Origin of the sequence: Nocardia neocaledoniensis (assembly GCF_029868625.1) — a bacterium.
Classification (GTDB): Bacteria; Actinomycetota; Actinomycetes; order Mycobacteriales; family Mycobacteriaceae; genus Nocardia; species Nocardia neocaledoniensis_A.
In genome coordinates this window covers 1-20,115 of record NZ_JARWOJ010000385.1, presented here as the reverse complement: position 1 = coordinate 20,115, position 20,115 = coordinate 1, and the positions used below count along the sequence as shown (strand labels likewise).

The following is a 20,115-nucleotide window of genomic DNA, read 5'->3' as shown; positions in this document are numbered from 1 at the left end:
CATGATGCTGAAGTACCGGATCGTGCCCTGACGGCGAATTCCATACTTTCAGGTACGGGAAAAATGTGCTTCATAGTATGGTCTACCTGACACGCAGCGACCGCCAGGAGGTCATCGGTGAAGTGCCCCACCGCCTTTTTTTTTTAACCCCTGTTTTTTCCCGGCCCCCCCCCCCCCCCCGCCCCGCCCGCGGGGGGGGGGGGTTTCCCCCTCGCCGCTGCGAGTCATTGCCTCTGCCAACACAATTCGGTAGGCTTCCTGGCAAGGGGGGGCTCTGATGGGGGAACCTCTGTGGAAACTGTTGAAACGGAAGAGGTTTCGTCATGTCTGTACGATTTTTCGCTGGTGCGCTTGTTGCCGTTGCCACGGTCCTGACCACGGCACTGCTCGCCCCGCAGGCCTCGGCCGCGCCGTCGGCGCCCTGCAACGCGAACACCGTGGGCAACACCAAGTACGAGGGCTCGACGAAGTGGCTGTGCTACTCGTACGGCCAGGGCAAGTACGGCTGGATCGTCGTTTCCTGACACCGATGAGAAAGCCCCCGCACTCCTCAGGAGGCGGGGGCTTTCTCGTTGGTTCGCTTACCCGAAGCGGCCGGAGATGTAGTCCTCGGTGGCGCGCTGGGTGGGGTTGGAGAAGATCTTCTCGGTGTCGTCGATCTCGATCAGCTTGCCGGGCTTGCCCTGGGCCTCGAGGTTGAAGAAACCGGTCTGGTCACTCACACGCGCGGCCTGCTGCATGTTGTGGGTGACGATGACGATGGTGAATTCCTTCTTCAGCTCGGTGATCAGGTCCTCGATCGCCAGGGTGGAGATCGGGTCCAGTGCCGAACAGGGCTCGTCCATCAGCAGCACGTCGGGCGAGACCGCGATCGCGCGCGCGATGCACAGACGCTGCTGCTGACCACCGGAGAGGCCGCCGCCCGGCTTGTCGAGCCGGTCCTTGACCTCGTTCCAGAGGTTCGCGCCGCGCAGCGAGCGCTCGGCGACCTCGTCGAGTTCCTTCTTGTTGCGCATGCCCTGCAGCTTCAGGCCCGCGACCACGTTGTCCTTGATGGACATGGTGGGGAACGGGTTCGGGCGCTGGAAGACCATGCCGATGGTGCGGCGCACGCCGACCGGGTCGATGGCGGCGCCGTAGATGTCCTCGCCGTCGAGCAGCACCGCGCCCTCGACGCGCGCGTTCGGGGTCACCTCGTGCATGCGGTTCAGCGAACGCAGCACGGTGGACTTGCCACAACCGGAGGGACCGATGAAGGCGGTGACGCTGCGGGGCAGCACGGTCAGATCCACGCTCGACACAGCGTGGAACGAACCGTAGTAGATGTTGAGATCTTTGACGTCGATCCGCTTGGCCATCTGAGTTATCCGTTCGCTTCTATCGGTTCCGGGTGAGCAGCTTGTTGACGCCGGCGGCGGCCAGGTACAGCAACGCGATCATCAGGATCAGCGTGAGCGCCGCACCCCAGACACGTTCGCGGCCCGCGGCCTCCGGGTTGGCCAGCTCTTGGTAGATCAGCAGCGGCAGCGAGGCCATGTTGCCGTCGAAGATGTTCTGGTTGATCGACTTGCTGTAGCCGACCAGCACCAGCACGGGCGCGGTCTCACCCATGACGCGGGCCAGCGCGAGCAGGATGCCGGAGATCATGCCGGGCGCGGCGGTCGGAATGACGATGCGCAGGATGGTCTTCCACTTCGGCACGCCGAGCGCGTACGACGCCTCGCGCAGCTCGTCGGGCACCAGCTTCAGCATTTCCTCGGTGCTGCGCACGACCACGGGCAGCATCAGCAGCACGAGCGCCAGGGACACCGCGAAGGAACTCTGCGGCATGCCGAAGGTGGCGATCCACAGCGCGAAGATGAACAGCGCGGCCACGATCGAGGGCACACCGGCGAGGATGTCGACCATGAAGGTGGTGACCTTGGCGAGGCGGCCACGGCCGTACTCGACCAGGTAGACCGCGGCCATGATGCCCAGCGGCACCGCGATGATCGAGGCGACCGCGGACTGCACGATGGTGCCGTAGATCGCGTGGTAGACACCGCCGCCGGTCTGGTCCGGCAGGATGCCCTTCTGCGAGTTCAGCCACCAGTCGGCGGTGACGATCGCGGTGATGCCCTTGGTGATCACCAGGCCGAGCACCCACACCAGCGGGATCAGCGCGATCACGAAGCAGAGGGTGACCAGGCCGGTCGCGATGTTGTTCTTGACCTTGCGAGCGGTGCCCACCTGCCGGAACGGCGGCGCCTTGATCGGCTTGTCGAGGGTCGTCGTGGTGGTCATCAGCCGTTCACCTTTCCACCGGAGGCCAGGCGGGCCAGCGCGTTGACGATGAAGGTCAGCGCGAACAGAACGAAGCCGGCGGCGATGTAGGCGCCCGTCGGCAGCGGCGCGCTGAATTCCGAGGCCGCCGAGGCGATCTTGGACGCGAAGGTGTAGCCGCCGTCGAACAGCGACCAGCTGCCCGCCTGGCTGGCGGTGCGCAGCACGACGAGGACCGCGATGGTCTCACCGAGCGCACGGCCGAGGCCGAGCATGGAACCGGCGATCACACCGCTGCGGCCGTAGGGCAGCACGGTCATCCGCACGACTTCCCACTTGGTGGCACCGAGGGCCTGCGCGGCCTCGATGTGCGCGCGGGGCGTCAGCGCGAACACCTCGCGGGCGACCGAGGTGATGATCGGCAGGATCATCACGGCGAGCACGACACCGGCGGTGAAGATGGTGCCGCCGCCGCCGATCGAGACGTTGCCGTCGGAGAACAGGAACAGCCAGCCGAGGTTCTCGTTGAGGAATTCCTGGACGGGCGCGATCTGCGGCGCCAGCACCAGGAAGCCCCACAGGCCGAACACGATCGACGGCACCGCGGCGAGCAGGTCGATCAGCATCGTGAACGGCCGCGCGAGCCGCGACGGCGCGTAGTGCGTGAGGAACAGGGCGATGCCGACGCCGATCGGCACCGCGACGATGAGCGCGAACACCGAGCTCAGCACCGTGACCATGAACAGGTCACGGATGCCGAACCGGAGGTTGTTCGCGTCACCGGTGGAGAATTCGGTGCTGGTGAAGAAGTTGACCTCGTCAGCCCTGAGCGAGGGGACCGCGCGGATCAGCAGGAACAGCGCGATCAGCGCGATGGCGGCGACGATCGTCGCGCCTGCCGCGGTGGCCGTCCAGCGGAAGATCGTCTCGGCGTTCAGCGCGCCGGAACGACCCTTGGCAGGGGCCTTGTCGCTTTTCGGTTCGGTCGGCATATTCGCAGTATCTCCGGCCGCCCGCGGGCCCGTCGAGTCCGACGAGCCCGCTGCGGTCACCTCAGGGTGCATGGTCATGGCCAGGAAGCGATCAGGAGATGGCGTTGATCGCGGTGGTCAGCTTGGTCTTGAACTGCTCCGGGATCGGCACGTAGCCGGCCTGGTCCAGACCGTTCTGGCCGTTGGTGATCGCCGAGGTCAGGAACGCCTTGACGGCCTTGCCGGTCTCCGGGTCGGCGTACTTCGAGCAGACGATCTCGTAGGTCGGCATGATGATCGGGTAGGAACCCGCGACGGTCGGCTTGTAGAACGAGCTGACGTCGAGCACCAGGTCGTTGCCCTCGCCCTTGATCTTCGCGCCGTCGATGGCCTTACCGGCCGACTCGTTGGTGAGCTTCACCGGGGTCTTGTCGGCCGAGGTGACGATCTGCGCGTACGACAGGTTCTGCGCCTTGGCGAAGGACCACTCGTTGTAGGTGATCGAGTTCTTGGTGTTCTTGATCGCGGCCGAGGTGCCCTCGTTGCCCTTGGCGCCTTCACCGACACCGCCGTTGAAGGTCTTGCCGCCGCCCTTGCCCCAGGCGCCGTCGGAGGCGGCGTCGAGGTAGAGCTGGAAGTTGTCGGTGGTGCCCGACTCGTCGGAGCGGAAGATCACGGCGATCTTCTCCGAGGGCAGCTTGGCGTTGGGGTTCAGCGCCTTGATCTCGGGGGCATCCCAGGTGGTGACCGCGCCGTTGAACACCTTCGCGGCGGTGGGGCCGTCGAGGACCAGGTCGGTGACGCCGTCGATGTTGTAGGTGATGGCGATCGGGCCGAAGACGGTCGGCAGGTTCCACGCCGGGGCGCCGCAACGCTCCTGCGCCTTCGCGGGCTCTTCCTTCTTCGAGCTCAGCGGCGAGTCCGAGCCGGCGAAGTCGGTCTGGTTGCCGATGAACTCGTTCACGCCCGCGCCGGAGCCGCTGGAGGTGTAGTTGAGGGTGAAGCCGTCGCAGTTGTTCTCGTACGCGGCGACGAAGCGCTCCATGGCGTTCTTCTGCGCGGAGGAGCCGCTGGACTTCAGCGCCTTCTTGCCCTCGCAGGTCACACTGCTGTTGGCGGCGTTGCTGGTGTCGCCACCGGTGTTGTCGTCGCTGCCACAGGCGGCAAGGGACATGGCGCCCGCGGCGAAGACGCCGACCAGGGCACTGGTGCGCTTGAAGTTCACATTTCCTCCGACAAAGCTGGATGACTCGCTCGGTCCCTCACCGGCCCGGGCGAGTTCTGGCGGTGCGGAACGCGGGGGAACGCGCGCACCGGGCGGCAACTGTGCCGCCCAGAAGTAACCTAGGTTCGTCCGGTTGACAGTTGGTCCGACGCGGGTTAACGGGGAATGAACAGCCAAGCGCGATTTCCGCCACGAATGTGACGTTTGCCCCAGTTTTACTCGCTCTTACCCGGCCAGGCGCGCACTATTCAGCCGCGCCGAAGAATTCATCACACCTGTGACGTGTCTCGCAATCAGGACGGCAGCGCGTAGGCGACATCGATATGCGCGGGCGCGAAGCCCAATTTCGTGTAGGTGCGCACAGCCGCGTCGTTGTCGGCCTCGGTGTAGAGCAACACCTCCGACAGTTCCCTGGCGCGCAGGTAGTGCAGACCGGCCAGGGTCAGCAGTCGGCCCAGGCCACGGCCCTGCGCCTCCGGATCGATGCCGACCACGTAGACCTCGCCGGCCGGCGCCGCGTCGGGCGCGACCTTGGTCCAGTGAAAGCCGAGCAAGCGGTCGGGGGCGGCGGCGTCGAAGGCCAGGAACAGGCCCGCCGGGTCGAACCAGGATTCCGCGCGGCGGGCCGCGATATCGCGCTCGGCCCAGCCGCCCTGTTCGGGATGCCAGGCGAACGCGGCGTTGTTCACCCGCAGCAGTTCGACATCGTCGACGGCGCCCTGATAGGTCCGCAGCAGGAGGTCCTCGGGCAGCACCAGTTCCGGTAGCTCAGGGGTTGCCAGCGATCGGCGCATCTGCCACAGCTCCCGCGCCGTGACCAAGCCGAGGCGTCCGGCGAGCGCCTTGGCCGCGGGGAGGTCACCGTGCGCCCAGACCCGCGCGCCGTCGCCGCCCTCGGACAACGCCGCCCGGACGAGTTCGGCGCCGATCCCGTCACCGCGTGCGTCCGGGTCCACCGCGACCTCGGCCATCGCGGGGTGTTCGGCATGCGCGGCAACGAGATTCGCGTAACCGACGACCTCGCCGGCCCGCTCGGCGAGCAGATGCCGGGTGCCCGGCTCCGCGTCGGCGAGTGAGAGCACCGCCTGCTCGGATACCGGTGCCACGCCGTCGCTGGCCTTCGCCCGGTCGAGTACGGCGCGCACCCGGGTCGCCACCTCGGGCGCCACCTGGTCGGTCCAGGTCAGGGTTGCTGTCTGCGCCATCGAACCGTCCTCAGTGTCGCTATTGCGCTGGTCTGTCGCGCGCTACTGCGCTGGTCTGTCGCGCGCTATTGCGCTGGCCTGTCGCGCGCTACTGCGCGGTGCCGTTGAGCGGCGCCAGCGAGTCGTCGCCGTCGACGTCCTCGTCGGGGAAGCTCACCGCGTCGCCCTTGGTGGCCGGGGTTCGGGCCGGGCGCACCGCCTTGTAACCGACATTACGCACCGTGCCGATCAGCGACTCGTACTCGCTGCCGAGCTTGGCGCGCAGGCGCCGCACGTGCACGTCGACGGTGCGGGTGCCGCCGAAGAAGTCGTAGCCCCAGACCTCCTGCAGCAGCTGGGCGCGGGTGAACACCCGGCCCGCGTGCTGGGCGAGGTACTTGAGCAGCTCGAACTCCTTGTAGGTGAGATCGAGTGGGCGGCCGCGCAGCCGTGCGGTGTAGGTGCCCTCGTCGATCACCAGTTCACCCAGGGTGATCTTGCCGGTGTTCTCGGGGCTGGCCACGCCACCGTTGCGGCCGACGAGCAGCCGCAGCCGCGCGTCCAGCTCGGCGGGACCGGTGCCGGGCAGCAGGATGTCGTCCAGGCCCCAGTCCGCGTTGACGGCCACCAGACCGCCCTCGGTGAGCACCGCGACCACCGGCACCGACGAACCCGTGCTGCCGAGCAGCCGGCACAGGCCGCGCGCGGCGGCCAGATCGGTTCTGGCGTCGACCAGCGCGACATCGGCGCTACCCGCCTCGAGCAGGGACGACACCTCGGTCGGCGCGGGCCGGACGTTGTGCGCCAGCAGCGACAACGAGGGCAGCACGGAATCCGGGTTGGGGTCGGAGGTCAGTAGGAGCAGCTCCACCGGGCTCTCCTCCTATCTCGTGGCTCCGCGGACGACAGCAGCCGCGTAGCTACGTCGCCGAAACACAGGTAAGTCGTGTGCAACATTAGCGCCTATACCCGCACTACCTCGCAACATGGCCCGTCGGACTCGACGCGGCGGGCGCGGCTAGGGTGAGAACCATGCGCAAGCTGATCATCGGGCTGCTGTGCCTGGCCGGTGTGGCGGTGGTGATCGATTTCGGCGCCGCCGCCTACACGGAGTACCACGTGTCGCGGCAGCTGCGGGCCGGAGCCGAGTTGTCGGCCGACCCCGAAGTGACCGTGAAGGGATTCCCCTTCCTCGCCCAGGCGGCGTCGGGCCGCTACGGCGACGTGCTGATCCGCGCGCGGAGCAAGCGACCCGACATCCCCGGCGAGATCGCGCTCGAGGCCAACCTCTACGGCCTGCACGCGCCTGTCGGCCAGCTGGTCGACGGCACCGCGCGCGCGGTCCCGGTCGACCGGGTCGAGGCCCAGATGGCGATCGAGCCGATCGAACTCGGCAGGCTGTTCGGCATCCCCGACCTGCAGGTGCTCGGCCCGCCCGCCGACAAGTCCGACGGCACCGGCGGTTCCGGTGGCTCCGGCCTGACCACCTCGGGCGCCCACGTGCTCAGGGGTTCGCTGCCGGTCGCGCCGAACGGGCGCATCCTGCCCGCGGGCGCCATGCCGACCAGCAACGCCACCAAGGTCGAGGTCCAGGTGGAAGCCGATCTGATGCTCGACGGCGACAAGATCCGCATCCAGGCGACCCGCTTCTACACCGACCGCGCCTCCACCACCGATACGCCCGCCTCGACGACCAAGACCGAGATCCTCGACGTCGATCGTCCCGCGGTGCTCGAGCGGTTCAGCCGTACGATCGATACCAAGGAGTTGCCGTTCGGCATCGCCCCCACCGAGGTGGAGGCGAAAGGCGGCCAGATCATCGTGTACGGCATCGGCCGCTCCCTGACCATCGACCTGGACCGGTTACAGCAACCATGATCGAACTCGTCATCCTCGCCGCCGTCGTGCTCGCCGCCGTCGCGGTCGGCCTGCTGCTGCGGCGCCGTCAGGGCCGGGTCCGTCCCGCCACCCTCGACCCCGAGACCGAGCAGCGTGCCCGGCTGCTCGACGCGGCGGGCGTCACCGGCGCGGGCCCCGCGGTGCTGCACTTCTCGGCCGACTGGTGCGGGCCGTGCGACGCGGTCCGCCGGGTCGTCGCCGGGGTCACCGCCGAGCTGTCGGATTCGCCGAACGCCCCGCGCGACATCGAGGTCGACATCGACGCCGATCCCGCGCTCGCCCGCGAATTGAACGTGCTCTCACTGCCGACGACCTTCGTCTTCGACGCCGAGGGCAAGGAACGTTTCCGCATCTCGGGCGTGCCGAAGGCCGGCGATCTGCGCACCGCGCTCGAGCCGCTGACAGTGTGATCCAGCCCCCACTACAGGGGGGCCGGGACATTTCCCGGGAAGACCGGGTAAACTACCTCTCGTGCAATCCGACCACGAGCTGATGCTCACCCGACGCCGCACAGTTGATCTGTGTCGCCTCGGTGGTTGTTGCTGCCTGTGCCGCTGAACGGTCGGCCGTCTCACCTCTGAGATTCCTGACGCCGACCTATGTCCGCCGCGCGAGTGATCGTCTCGATCCCCCGGCGAACTGGCAGATCCGAAGTCAACAGACTCATCAGCGCAGGAGTTCGCACAATGACCACTTCTCTCGATTCCCCACAGCGTGTCGACGTCCGCGGGCCCCGTTTCGTGGCCTGGGTGACGACCGGCGTGCTGGTTCTGGTGCTCGTCGCCGCCGCCTTCTCCCCCGTCGCCGCCGCGATCCTGATCGGCCTGCAGGCCGTGGTGTTCGCGATCGGCGCGTCGGCGGGCCCGGCCAAGCACCCCTACGGCCGGATCTACGCGGCGTTCATCGCGCCGCGGCTCGGGCCGCCCACCGAGACCGAGCCCGTGCCGCCGCTGCGTTTCGCGCAGCTGCTCGGCTTCGCGTTCGCCGGTCTCGCCCTGCTGGGCTTCGCGCTCGGCTCCCCGATCGTCGGCGCGGTGTTCGCCGGCTTCGCCCTGTTCGCGGCGTTCTTGAACGCGGCGTTCGGGGTCTGCCTGGGTTGCCAGATCTATCCGCTGGTCGCCCGACTCCGCCGGCACGCCCCGGCACCGAACTGAGCTCCGGCTTTTTCACAGACCCTGCAAGTCATCTCTGAAAGGAACAACATGGCTCGCTCCGATGTCCTGGTCTCCGTTGACTGGGCCGAAGAGAACCTCAACGCCCCCGGCGTCGTCTTCGTCGAGGTCGACGAGGACACCTCCGCCTACGAGGGTGGCCACATCGAGGGCGCCGTCCGGCTGGACTGGAAGACCGACCTGCAGGATCAGGTGCGTCGCGATTTCGTGAACCAGGAGCAGTTCTCCGACCTGCTGTCGGCGCGCGGCATCGCCAACGACGACACCGTCGTGCTCTACGGCGGCAACAACAACTGGTTCGCGGCCTACGCCTACTGGTACTTCAAGCTGTACGGCCACAACGACGTCAAGCTGCTCGACGGTGGCCGCAAGAAGTGGGAGCTCGACGGTCGTCCGCTCTCGCGTGACGCGGTCTCGCGCCCCGCCACCCAGTACAAGGCCGCCGCGCCCGACACCTCGATCCGCGCGTTCCGCGACGAGGTCATCGCGGCCATCGGCACCAAGAACCTCGTCGACGTGCGCAGCCCTGACGAGTTCTCCGGCAAGATCCTGGCTCCCGCGCACCTGCCGCAGGAGCAGAGCCAGCGTCCCGGCCACATCCCGGGCGCGATCAACGTGCCGTGGAGCAAGGCGGCCAACGAGGACGGCACCTTCCGTTCCGATGCCGAGCTCGCCGAGCTCTACAAGGATGCGGGCCTGGACGGCGAGAAGGAGACCATCGCCTACTGCCGCATCGGTGAGCGTTCCTCGCACACCTGGTTCGTGCTGCAGGAACTGCTCGGCCACCAGAACGTCAAGAACTACGACGGCAGCTGGACCGAATACGGCTCGCTCGTCGGTGCACCTATCGAGTTGGGAGCGTAAATCTATGTGTGCAGCACCTACCCAGGGTCAGGCCATCCCGGCCGGCGTCGACGTGGAGAAGGAGACGGTCATCACCGGCCGCGTCCTGAGCGCCGACGGTCAGCCGGTGGGCGGCGCGTTCGTGCGTCTGCTCGACGGCAACGGTGACTTCACCGCCGAGGTCGTCGCCTCCGGCACCGGTGACTTCCGCTTCTTCGCCGCGCCGGGTTCGTGGACCCTGCGCGCGCTGTCCTCGTCGGGCAACGGCTCGGCGTCGGTCACCCCCGAGGGCGCGGGCATCCACTCGGTGGACGTCGCGGTCGCGAAGTAAGAAACCTCACAACGGCCCTGGTAGTTCCCGTGCGGGAACTGCCAGGGCCGTTGTCGTGTTCGGTGGCGGGACTCGCTAGACTCCGGAACGTGGTCCTCTTCTTCGAGATTCTCCTCATCGCCGTGTCGATCCTCATCGGCTGGTTCGGCCTGTACGTCTTCTACCGGCTGTTCACCGAGTCATGAGCGGTCTCGCGAGCGAAGGTTCCCCGGCCGAGCGCGCGAGTACCGAGCAAGACGCTCCGGCCGAGCGTCGTAGTGGCGACGAAGCCGTGAACATCGCGGCCGAGCGTGCGAAAGAGACCGGCGTCCGAAACATCTCGGTCCTGCCGGATCTTCCGCTGCCCGACGACACCGCGAATCTGCGCGAAGGCCCCGACCTCAACCACGCCATGCTGGCCCTGCTGCCCATGGTCGGCGTCTGGCGCGGCGAGGGCGAGGGCAATCACCCCAGCGACGGCGACTACCGCTTCGGCCAGCAGATCATCGTCTCCCACGACGGCGGGGACTACCTGGTCTGGGAGTCGCAGACCTGGAAGCTCGACGCGGAGGGCAGCTACGAGCGCCCCGATCTGCGCGAGAGCGGCTTCTGGCGGGTCGGCACCGACGGCGACGACGAGATGCTCGAACTGCTGCTCACCCACAGCTCCGGCATCGTCGAACTGTTCTACGGCACCGCCCGCACGCAGTCGTCCTGGGAGCTGGCCACCGACGTGGTGATCCGCAGCCAGTCCGGCGCGGTCGTCGGCGGCGCCAAGCGCCTCTACGGCATCGTCGAAGGTGGCGACCTGGCCTACGTGGAGGAACGAGTCGACGCCGACGGCGCACTCGAACCCCGCCTCTCGGCCCGCCTGCAGCGCTACATCGGTTAGACCGGCCGACCGGAAGCCGCCGCGGTGACCAGATCGTGGCGACTTCCACCGCCACTGTTCCGGTCAGGCATCGATGGCGATCGGATTTCCGCCGGAAATGGAGCGACCCCCGAGCCATATCGCCGGGTTCGGTGAGAACTCGGTGATCCCGGTTGGATACTCCGGGGGCTCGGGGGTCGGGTGACTGCCTGGGATTCGCTCAGCGCACCGCTGGGGAATTCCCGCAGTGGTGGTGCTAGCGGGCAGCCACCTCACGCATCCGATGAATAACCATTCCTCAGATCACCTCCTCTCTTGTGTACCGATGAATCTATCGGGGCGCCCGTCGGTCGGCAATCGAATTAATTGCGGCCCTGAGCTGGGCGTTCAGCAGTACTCGTGACGCCGGAGCCGTCGACGGTGACGACTGTGTCGGCGCGATGATCGGCGGGCAGCTGGTGGGTGACGACGACGACCGTGCGGTCGGGGTCGACCAGGCCGCTGTGCGCGTCCAGCAGTTCGCGCAGCAGGGTTTCGCCCTCGGCGGCGGCGAGATGCTCGGTGGGTTCGTCGAGCAGCAGCGTGTGCGCTGGGGCGACCAGCGCCCGAGCCAGCAGGATCCGCCGCCGTTGCCCGCCGGAGACGGCCGCCGCGCCCCCGGTGAGTGTGGTGTGGACGCCCTCGGCGAGCGAGTCGAGCCACGGCCCGAGCCCGACCGCGCGCAGGGCGTCCTCGGCCTCCGCGGTGGTGAGGTCACCCCGGGCGACGCGCAGGTTCTCCAGGATCGAGGTGCTGAACAGGTGCGCGTCCTCGGCGAAGAACGTGACGCCGTCACCGGGTCTGTCGAACAGTCCGGCCCACGCCATGAGCAGAGTGGTCTTGCCCGCTCCGCTGGGCCCGACAACGGCGATACGGCGCCCCGCGGGCAGCGGGATCCGTGCGGCGCCCACGCCTTCCAGCTCGGGCCTACGACGCGCGGCGGCGTCGTCCGGTGCAGTTCGGCCGCCCGCGGGGCCATCGCCTGCCTCGACTGTTCGGCTACGACCGGGTTCGGAGGTGCGAGAGGTCTCCACCGCACCGCCGGGCTCCACCGCACGGCCGGACTCAGCGGTGCGACCGGACTCAGCGGCGCGGAGGCGGTGGAGGGCGGCTCGGGAGGTGGTGAGGGTGGTGGCGGCGGCGGGGAGGGCACCGACGGCTTCGAAGGCGGACAGGGGGACGAGGACGAGGATCGTGAGGGCCATCGGGGTCATGCCGCCGGGGAGGCCGCCGGTGGGGCCGTAGGCGGCGATGCCGACCAGGAGGGCGCCCAGGGCGCTGACGCCGATCGACAGCGGGGTCGCCGCGGCGGCCCAGGCGCTGTGGGCGGCGGCGGTGTCCTCGGCGCGGACCGCCCGGCCGGTCGCCGCGTCCGCCTTGGCCAGAGCCGTGTCGAGCTTGCCCGCGACGCGCAGTTCAGGAGCGTGGTCGAGCACCGTGAGAGCCTCGGCCGTGAACTCGGCGCGGTCGGCCTGGTTCGCCTCGTCGGCCTCCCGCGCGGCCAGGCTCGACAGCCAGGGCGCGAGCATCCCCGACACCGCCAGCGCGACCGCGAGAATCACCGCGGCCGGTACGGAGATGAACGCGATCAGCACCACCGCCGCCAGCGACAACACCACCGCGACCGCGACAGGGACCAATACCCGCACCACCACGGCACCGAGATCGTCGATGTCCCTGCCGATCCGGACCAGCAGATCACCCCGCCGCAACTCCCGCAGATCGCCGCCGCGCGGCCCGGCCTCACGAACCGCACCTGCCTCGCCCCGACCTACCGCCGAGCCTGCGCCGAAACGACCCGCTGCGCGATCTGCGGCCGCTTCGTCATGGCCTACCGCCGAGCTCGCCCCGAAACGGTCCGCTGACGTGGTCCGCCACCACCAGATATCCGAGTGTGCCAGCGTGCGGTACACCGTGGTCCGCGCCGAGGTCATCGCCCGCAGGGCCACATCGTGGCTGGCGAGCCGCTCCAGATACCGGCACAGCCCGCGCGAGATGCCGAGCGCCCGTACCGAAGTCACCGCGACACTCAGATACAGCACCGGCGGCATCTGCCACGCCCGCGCGATCAACCACGCCGCCAGCGCGGCCAACGCCAGCCCACTACCGAGCGCCGCCACACCCCACGCGATCGCGACCACCACGCGCCACGGCGACAGCGCGAGCAACTGCCACATATCCCGCAGATCCCGCGTCAACGAGGCCCGCTCGGGGCCGCGAGCCGCCGTCCGCATCACACTCACCACACCCGCACCCCCGCATCCGATCGATCCTCGGTGCCTCGCTTCGCACCGAGTCCTGCGCCGTCGGTCGCCCGGGTTCCCTCTGTACCAACCGAGTCGAGTCCACCGCGGTTCGCAGCCTGCATTTCCTCCCGTCGTGCCGACCTCTCGCCCGTGTCCCCCTGTACGGGCGTCGCTGCGGAATCGGGCCTGTCACCCGATGCACCACCATCGCCATCCGGGGGCGGTGCATCGGCTTGGTGGGCGGTTCCAGCGACCTGGACGACCACGTCGGCGGCCGCCAGCACGGTGGGGCGGTGGCCGATGATCACGACGGTCGCGCCATCGGTGGCGAGGGTGCGCAGGGTGCGCAGGACGTGTTGTTCGGTGGCGGAGTCGAGGTGGGCGGTGGGTTCGTCGAGGAGCAGGATCGGGCGGCGGGCGGCGAGGACGCGGGTGAGAGCCAGGCGCTGGCGTTCACCGAGGGACAGGCCGACGCCGCCCTGGCCGACGCGGGTGTCCCAGCGGTCGGGAAGCGCGGCGAGCACGGACGCGAAACCTGTTGTGGCGCTGACCTCGTCGAGGAGGTCGGCGTCGGTGTGCGCGCCGAGCAGTTCGACGTTCTCGCGCAGGGTGCCGGGCACCAGGACCGGCCGCTGCGGCAGCCAGGCGACGCGGCTCCACCAGCTGTCGGAGTCGAGCGCGCGGACATCGACGTCGTCGACGAGAACGGCACCGGCATCCGGCTCGATCAAGCCGAGCACCGCCTGGAGCGTCGTCGATTTCCCACACCCGTTGGGACCCGTCAGCACAGTGACTATCCCCGGCGCGAACGCCGCGGTCAACGCATCGGGCGCGTTCCCCGACCGCGCCGCGACAGTCATCCCCCGCACGAGGATTCGCGAACCCGCCGTGCCGCTCCCGTGCGAGGACCGTCCACGTCCAGCCGCGAGTTCGGTGTTGTTCGCGGCGACGCCCCGTCCACCTGAGCCTGTTGACGCGGCCGTGTACTCGCTCGGACCACGGACCCCGGGGCGGACACCTGGAGTTCCGGCCTCCAGGACGGCGAAAGCCTTGTCGGCGGCCGCCATTCCGTCCTGCGCGGCGTGGAACTTCTCCCCCACCTGCCGCAGCGGCCAGTAGACCTCCGGCGCGAGGATCAGCGCGACGAGGCCCGCGTACAACGTCATCTCGCCGTAGACCAGGCGCAGGCCGATGGCGACGGCGATCAGCGCGACACTCAGGGTCGCCAGCGATTCCAGGACCATCGAGGAGAGGAAGGCGATCCGCAATGCGCGCATGGTGCGCTGACGCAGCGCATCACCCAGGGCCCGAACCTGATCCACCATCGTCGGGCCGGTCGGCCCCTCACGGCCGAGCGCGCGCAGCGTCGGCATGCCCGCGAACAGATCGAGGAGCTGGTCGGACAGGCGCGTGGTGGCGGCGAGGGTGGCTTCGGCACGGCCCTGGGTGAGCAGGCCGATGAGCACCATGAACAGCGGGATGAGCGGCACGGTGATCACCGCGATCAGCGCCGAGGTCGGGTCGTGGAAGGCGATGACCACCAACACGATCGGGGGCACCAGGCAGGCCAGCAACAACGCGGGCAGGTAGCCGGTGAACCAGCCGCGCAGCCCGCTCAGCCCGTCGCCGACCACCACGGCGAGCTCGGTGCGCCGCGCGTCCAGCTCCCGGGGCGGGAGTTCGGCACCCGCGCGCAGTACCGCCGACTCGAGTTCGGCGACGACGGTGGCGCCGGCCCGGTGCGCCAGCCGCGCCTGCCACCAGCTGGCCGCCCCGCGCACGGCCACCGCGCCCGCGAGGACGAGCAATTCGGTGGTCCACGCGGAGAACTCGCGCAGTCCGGGATCGGTGATGACGCCGGCGAGCACGCGGCCCAGCACCACGGCCATCACCACGATGCTCGCGGTGATCACCAGTGCCAGCAGCACCGCCGCCACGAGATGCAGCCGCGCCGCCCGGGCGTACCGCAGCAGCCGCGGATCCACCGGCCCGCGCCGCACCTTCCGCCCAGGCGCGACCGCTGCCATGTCCGACTCCGGACCGCCCACCGCCGACATCACGCCCGCACGGGCGCCTGAACCCGAACCGCCCGACGATTCCGCCTCAGCGCCCACGCCCGACTCCGATCGGCCGGGCGACGAACTCGCCCCGGACCCCACAGCCGGCACCGATCGTCCCGACGACCCCGCACCAGCGCTCGAGCCCGATTCGCCCGACGCTTCGGCCCCGCCCAATCCCCCTTCGCCCGGCGAAGAGTTCGCCCCGTCCAGACCCTCGCGGGGCGAATCCGCCGCTCCCACCGGCTCAGTCCTTGCTCAGCAGCAGCCCGGTCGCCGGCGGGATCTGCTCGACGGTCAGCCGCTTGCGGAACACCCAGTACGTCCAGCCCTGGTAGACCAGCACGACCGGGGTGGCCAGCAGGGCGGCCCAGCTCATCACCTTCAGCGTGTAGGCCGAGGACGACGCGTTGTCGATGGTCAGGTCGAACATCGGGCTGATGGTCGACGGCAGCACGTTCGGGAACATCGAACCGACGATCAGCACGGTCGCGGAGATGATGGTGACGGTGGTGCCGACGAAGGCCCAGCCGTCGCGACCGCCCACGTTGGCCGCGCCGGTGAGCACGAGTCCGAGCACGGCGGTCACCAGCACGGCCCAGGTCCAGCCCGCGCCGTAGGCGAGCTGGGTCCACAGACCGAACGCGCCGACGACGACCGCGGTGGGCACCAGCAGCAACCGGGCGACGCGCTGGGCGTCGTCGCGGACCTCGCCGCCGGTCTTGAGCACCAGGAACACCGCGCCGTGCAGCGCGAACAGGATGCCGGTGGCCAGTCCGCCGAGCAGCGCGTAGGGGCTGAAGAAATCCCCCACCGAGCCGACGATCTGGCGTTCCTCGTTCAGCGGCAGCCCACGCACGAGGTTCGCGAAGACCCAGCCCCAGGCCAGCGCCGGCACCCAGGAGCCGATCCCGATGCCGATGTCGCACCAGGACCGCCACTTCGGATCGTTGATCTTGGCGCGGTACTCGATCGCGCAGATCCGCAGGATCAGCGCCACCAGCAGCAGCAACAGCGCGAGATAGAACCCGGAGAACATGCTCGCGTACCACTCCGGGAAGGCCGCGAACATGGCGCCGCCCGCGGTGATCAACCAGACCTCGTTGCCGTCCCACACCGGCCCGATCGTGTTGAGCACCACGCGCCTGCGCGTATCGGACCCCTTGCCGAGGATCGGCATCAGCATGCCGACGCCGAAGTCGAAGCCCTCCAACACGAAGTAGCCGGTGAACAGGACGCCGATCAGGACGAACCAGAATTCCTGCAGACTCATCGCCGGGCTCCTAGTAAGCGAAGGAAAGTTGTTCGACGGCAGGCTCTTCCGGCTTGTGGTGCCTGCCGGTGTCCGGGCCGTCGGGGCCGTCGTCGGGTGGGGTGGGCGCCGGTTCGTCCGGGCCCGCCACGGTGTAGCGCCGGATCAGGTAGAACCACACCACCGCCAGCGCCCCGTAGAGCAGCGTGAACACGATGAGCGAGATCCACACGGTGGCGGGCGCATGATCGGAGACCGCCTGCTGCACGGTCATCCTGATGTTCGGATCACCGGTCGGGTTGGGCACCACCGCCCAGGGCTGGCGTCCCATCTCGGTGAACACCCAGCCCGCGCTGTTGGCCAGGAACGGGGTGGGGATGGCGAGCAGGCTCAGCCAGGAGTACCAGCGCTGATCGGGCACGCGACCGCCGCGCGTCACCCAGAATCCGGCCAGCAGCAGCGCCACCGAACCGGCGGCGAGGCCGATCATGGCCCGGAAGGACCAATAGGTGACGAACAGGTTGGGCCGGTAGTCGCCGGGACCGTATTTCACCTTGTAGGTCTCTTGGAGGTCGACCACACCGTCGAGGGTCACGCCGGTGAACTCGCCCTTGGCGAGATAGGGCAGCACGTAGGGCACTTCGAGCACGTGGGTGACGCTGTCGCAGTTGTTGTGCGTACCGACGGTGAGGATGGAGAAGTCGGGGTCGGTCTGGGTGTGGCACAGCGATTCCGCCGAGGCCATCTTCATCGGCTGCTGCTCGAACATCAGCTTGCCCTGGATGTCGCCGGTGAAGATCAGCGCGACCCCGGACAGGGCCACGACCACCAGCGCGGCGCGTCCGGCCGGGCGCCACATGGTGCGCGCCTGTTCGAGTTTCGCCGCGTCCCCGCTGCGCGCGTTGCGCACCATCCACCAGCCGGCGATACCGGCGACGAAGGTGCCCGCGGTGAGGAACGCACCCGCGATGACGTGCGGGAACGCGGCCAGAGTCGTGTTGTTGGTGAGCAGCGCCCAGATGCTCTCCAGTTCGGCGCGGCCGGTCTCGGGGTTGTAGCGCGCGCCGACCGGGTGCTGCATGAACGAGTTCGCGGCGACGATGAAGTAGGCCGAGGCGTTGACACCGAACGCGACGATCCAGATGGTCGCCAGGTGCACGAGTTTCGGTAGCCGCGTCCAGCCGAAGATCCACAGGCCGATGAACGTCGACTCCATGAAGAAGGCGATGAGCGCTTCCAGAGCCAGTGGCGCGCCGAAGATGTCGCCGATGAAGCGGGAGTATTCGCTCCAGTTCATGCCGAACTGGAATTCCTGCACGATGCCGGTGGCGACGCCGAGCGCGAAGTTGATCAGGAACAGCTTGCCGAAGAACTTGGTGAGCCGGTACCAATGGTCTTTACCGGTGACCACCCACGCGGTCTGCATCATGGCGATCAGCGGCGCCAGACCGATGGTGAGCGGAACGAAGATGAAGTGGTAGACGGTGGTGATACCGAACTGCCACCGGGAGACGTCCAGCGTGTCCATCCGACCTCCAGCCACTACTACGACATGTCGTAGTAGATCGTACGCCGGATATCGCCTCCCCCGGGCGTGACAACCGCCACGACACGCTGAAAGATTGCCGCACAATCGGATATACGCGCCGTGACCGACGCCGCGGGGGCACGCCCACCCGTGCCCCGCATCCGGCTACCAGTCCCCGATGGTGCCCGGCTTCTCGATTCCGAGGTCGACCATTTCCCTGATCTCGTCGGCGTTGTCCGGCGCCGACATGCGCACACCGTCGAGCTGATTCACCCGCGCGGCGAGCGTGATGCTCGACAGCAGCCAGATGCTGTCGCAGTCGAACAGGTCGGCGGTGAACAGCGACTGGTACTTGCACTCCCAGCCCTGTTTCTCCGCGACCGCGAAGAGCGAACGCTGGGTTACCCCGGGCAGCACGCCACTCTTCGCCGGCGGGGTGATGAGCTGCTTGTCGCGGGCGATCACCACCGTCGACCGCGGGCCCTCGAGCACCCGGTGTTCGGTGCTGTGGAAGATCACGTCCTCGGCGCCCATCCGCCGGGCGAAACGCAGCGCGGCCATGTTCGTGGCGTACGACAGCGTCTTCGCGCCGAGCAGCTGCCAGGGCGCGGCCTGCGCCAGATCGACCGAGATGCCGCGGGCCAGCGACATCACCTTCACGCCCTCGGTGCGGGCCGTGGCGACGCGAGCGGGGACCGGGGAGACGAGCACATACGCGGTGGGCTTCGGCTCGTTCGAACTGAGACCGGCCGGCGCGTCGTATTCGGAGTCGCGGCCGCGGGTATAGATCAGCCGCAGCATGCCCTCTTCGTCGGCGCCCCATTCCTTGCAGGCCACCTCCACCGCGGCGCGCCACTTCGACAGGCCGGGCTCCGGCAGGTCGAGCGCCTGGGCCGAGCGGCGCAGCCTGGCCAGGTGGAATTCCAGCGCGGTGGCCGTGCCGCCGCGCACCAAAATCGTTTCGAAGACGCCATCGCCACGCAAGGCGCCGATGTCGTCGGCATAAAGTGACGGCGCGTCCGCATCTGCGACCGCGCCGTCGAGTGTCACAAGAACCCGTTCTCCCATGTGACGAGCGTAGGCGTTATCGGTCCGTTATGCCTATGGCTGCTCCGAATCGGACGCCCACTGTGAGCGCATGTCGGAGGACGCGCCTACAGTGGTTGTCGTGTCGGTGGTCGTCGCCCCCAGTCCTGTTCTCCACACTCCAGGTGCCGTCGCGGGCGCACCGGGCTCGCCGGACGCCGCGGTCGCCTGGCATTACGGCGATCCGTTCGGTGAGCAGAAGGCCGCCGCGCAGCGCGTCGCGGTCGTCGATCGCTCCCATCGCGGCATCGCCAAGATCACCGGCGCCGAGCGCCTGAGCTGGCTGCACACCATCACCAGCCAGCACATCGCCGCGCTGCCCGACGGGCACAGCGCCGAGAATCTGGACCTCGATCTCAACGGCCGCGTGCTGCACCACTTCGTGCTCACCGAGCTGGACGGCACCGTCTGGCTCGACACCGAGGCCGAGCGCGCCGCCGAACTGCTGGCCTTCCTCCAGAAGATGGTCTTCTGGGCCGACGCCAAACCCGAGGACGCCCCCGATCACGCCGTGCTGAGCCTGCTCGGCCCGCGGGTCGGCACGCTGCTCGACACGCTCGGCATCACCGCGCTGCCCGGGGTGTACGAGGCGGTCGCGGTGCCCGGCGGTTTCCTGCGGCGCATGCCGTGGCCGAGCGCCGACTCCTTCGACCTGATCATCCCGCGTGCCGAACTCACCGACTGGTGGACCAGGCTCACCGCGGCGGGCGCCCAGCCGGCGGGCATGTGGGCCTTCGAGGCGCTGCGCGTGGCCGACCTGCGGCCGCGCATCGGCGTCGACACCGACGAGCGCACCATTCCGCACGAGGCCCGCTGGATCGGCGGTGTCGACGAGCACGGCGCGGTCCACCTGAACAAGGGCTGCTACCGCGGGCAGGAGACCGTCGCCCGGGTCCACAACCTCGGCAAGCCGCCGCGCAATCTGGTGCTGCTGCACCTGGACGGCTCGGCCGACGAGCGGCCGACCACCGGCGACGACATCACCGCGGGCGGCCGGACCATCGGCAGGCTCGGCACGGTCGTCGACCACTACGAACTCGGCCCGATCGCGCTGGCCCTGGTGAAGCGTTTGGTGGCCCCCGGGCCCCCAAAGGTTGTGGGGGGCAAGGGCGCCCCCCAAGCCCCCCCCGAGGTGCCCCCCCCCCAAGTGGTGGCGGGGGGGGGGGCGCG

Annotated in this window: 19 protein-coding genes; 8 read left to right on the top strand and 11 right to left on the bottom strand. The window is 68.8% G+C overall.

All coding sequences use genetic code 11. The features are described 5' to 3' along the window. Positions 1-323 precede the first annotated feature (323 nt). A complete protein-coding gene (locus QH270_RS30595) occupies positions 324-524 on the top strand; it encodes a hypothetical protein (protein WP_280347796.1) in 201 nt (66 codons plus the stop codon). A 57-nt stretch (positions 525-581) separates the two neighbouring features. On the opposite strand, the gene pstB is transcribed toward QH270_RS30595, so the two are convergent. The 6 genes from pstB to QH270_RS30565 all read right to left on the bottom strand — a co-directional run bounded on the left by pstB (position 582) and on the right by QH270_RS30565 (position 6,513). Beyond that, on the bottom strand, positions 582-1,358 hold the full coding sequence (gene pstB / locus QH270_RS30590; protein WP_280347794.1) for a phosphate ABC transporter ATP-binding protein PstB: 777 nt from the start codon (positions 1,356-1,358) through the stop codon (positions 582-584). A gap of 19 nt (positions 1,359-1,377) precedes the next feature. Further along, positions 1,378-2,283 (bottom strand): phosphate ABC transporter permease PstA, encoded by a 906-nt coding sequence (pstA, locus tag QH270_RS30585; RefSeq protein WP_280347792.1) that lies wholly within the window; start codon positions 2,281-2,283, stop codon positions 1,378-1,380. Beyond that, positions 2,283-3,254 (bottom strand): phosphate ABC transporter permease subunit PstC, encoded by a 972-nt coding sequence (pstC, locus tag QH270_RS30580; RefSeq protein ID WP_280347790.1) that lies wholly within the window; start codon positions 3,252-3,254, stop codon positions 2,283-2,285. Before pstC ends, pstA begins: the two co-directional genes overlap by 1 nt. A 91-nt stretch (positions 3,255-3,345) precedes the next feature. Continuing rightward, the gene (gene pstS / locus QH270_RS30575; RefSeq protein ID WP_280347788.1) at positions 3,346-4,458 is read right to left on the bottom strand and encodes a phosphate ABC transporter substrate-binding protein PstS; all 1,113 of its coding nucleotides are present in this window, start codon (positions 4,456-4,458) and stop codon (positions 3,346-3,348) included. Positions 4,459-4,751: 293 nt separating this feature from the next. Further along, the gene (gene mshD, locus QH270_RS30570; protein ID WP_280347786.1) at positions 4,752-5,663 is read right to left on the bottom strand and encodes a mycothiol synthase; all 912 of its coding nucleotides are present in this window, start codon (positions 5,661-5,663) and stop codon (positions 4,752-4,754) included. An 88-nt stretch (positions 5,664-5,751) separates the two neighbouring features. Next, positions 5,752-6,513, bottom strand: a complete 762-nt coding sequence (locus QH270_RS30565) for a winged helix-turn-helix transcriptional regulator (protein WP_280347784.1) — start codon at positions 6,511-6,513, stop codon at positions 5,752-5,754. A 161-nt stretch (positions 6,514-6,674) separates the two neighbouring features. Between QH270_RS30565 and QH270_RS30560 the strand changes: the two genes are divergently transcribed. The 6 genes from QH270_RS30560 to QH270_RS30535 all read left to right on the top strand — a co-directional run bounded on the left by QH270_RS30560 (position 6,675) and on the right by QH270_RS30535 (position 10,758). After that, entirely contained in the window at positions 6,675-7,520 is an 846-nt protein-coding gene (locus QH270_RS30560) for an LmeA family phospholipid-binding protein (RefSeq protein ID WP_280347782.1), read from the top strand. Next, positions 7,517-7,951 (top strand): thioredoxin family protein, encoded by a 435-nt coding sequence (locus QH270_RS30555; RefSeq protein ID WP_280347780.1) that lies wholly within the window; start codon positions 7,517-7,519, stop codon positions 7,949-7,951. The genes QH270_RS30560 and QH270_RS30555 overlap by 4 nt, the downstream gene beginning before the upstream one ends. Positions 7,952-8,227: 276 nt before the next feature. Then, positions 8,228-8,695: a DUF4395 domain-containing protein gene (locus tag QH270_RS30550; RefSeq protein ID WP_280347778.1), complete on the top strand. Its 468-nt coding sequence runs from the start codon at positions 8,228-8,230 to the stop codon at positions 8,693-8,695. A 48-nt stretch (positions 8,696-8,743) separates the two neighbouring features. Beyond that, positions 8,744-9,577: a sulfurtransferase gene (locus QH270_RS30545; RefSeq protein ID WP_019044855.1), complete on the top strand. Its 834-nt coding sequence runs from the start codon at positions 8,744-8,746 to the stop codon at positions 9,575-9,577. 4 nt (positions 9,578-9,581) lie between these two features. Beyond that, on the top strand, positions 9,582-9,887 hold the full coding sequence (locus tag QH270_RS30540) for a DUF1416 domain-containing protein (RefSeq protein ID WP_189030076.1): 306 nt from the start codon (positions 9,582-9,584) through the stop codon (positions 9,885-9,887). Positions 9,888-10,068: 181 nt separating this feature from the next. Continuing rightward, positions 10,069-10,758, top strand: coding sequence for an FABP family protein (locus QH270_RS30535; protein WP_232996412.1), 690 nt, complete (start codon positions 10,069-10,071; stop codon positions 10,756-10,758). 341 nt (positions 10,759-11,099) lie between these two features. Here QH270_RS30535 and cydC read toward each other — a convergent pair whose 3' ends face one another. From cydC to QH270_RS30510, 5 genes are all read right to left on the bottom strand, one after another. Next, positions 11,100-13,010, bottom strand: a complete 1,911-nt coding sequence (gene cydC, locus QH270_RS30530) for a thiol reductant ABC exporter subunit CydC (protein WP_432420456.1) — start codon at positions 13,008-13,010, stop codon at positions 11,100-11,102. A 5-nt stretch (positions 13,011-13,015) separates the two neighbouring features. Continuing rightward, positions 13,016-15,049: a thiol reductant ABC exporter subunit CydD gene (cydD, locus tag QH270_RS30525; RefSeq protein WP_280347769.1), complete on the bottom strand. Its 2,034-nt coding sequence runs from the start codon at positions 15,047-15,049 to the stop codon at positions 13,016-13,018. Positions 15,050-15,326: 277 nt separating this feature from the next. Further along, positions 15,327-16,352, bottom strand: coding sequence for a cytochrome d ubiquinol oxidase subunit II (gene cydB, locus QH270_RS30520; protein ID WP_280347767.1), 1,026 nt, complete (start codon positions 16,350-16,352; stop codon positions 15,327-15,329). A gap of 10 nt (positions 16,353-16,362) precedes the next feature. Beyond that, complete coding sequence (locus QH270_RS30515; protein ID WP_280347765.1) at positions 16,363-17,859, bottom strand: cytochrome ubiquinol oxidase subunit I; 1,497 nt, start codon at positions 17,857-17,859, stop codon at positions 16,363-16,365. A gap of 165 nt (positions 17,860-18,024) precedes the next feature. Then, positions 18,025-18,927, bottom strand: a complete 903-nt coding sequence (locus QH270_RS30510) for an aminodeoxychorismate lyase (protein ID WP_280347763.1) — start codon at positions 18,925-18,927, stop codon at positions 18,025-18,027. Between the two features lie 70 nt (positions 18,928-18,997). On the opposite strand from QH270_RS30510, the gene QH270_RS30505 reads away from it, so the two are divergent. Further along, on the top strand, positions 18,998-20,115 hold a 1,118-nt coding region (locus tag QH270_RS30505), incomplete at its 3' end, for a YgfZ/GcvT domain-containing protein (protein WP_280347761.1).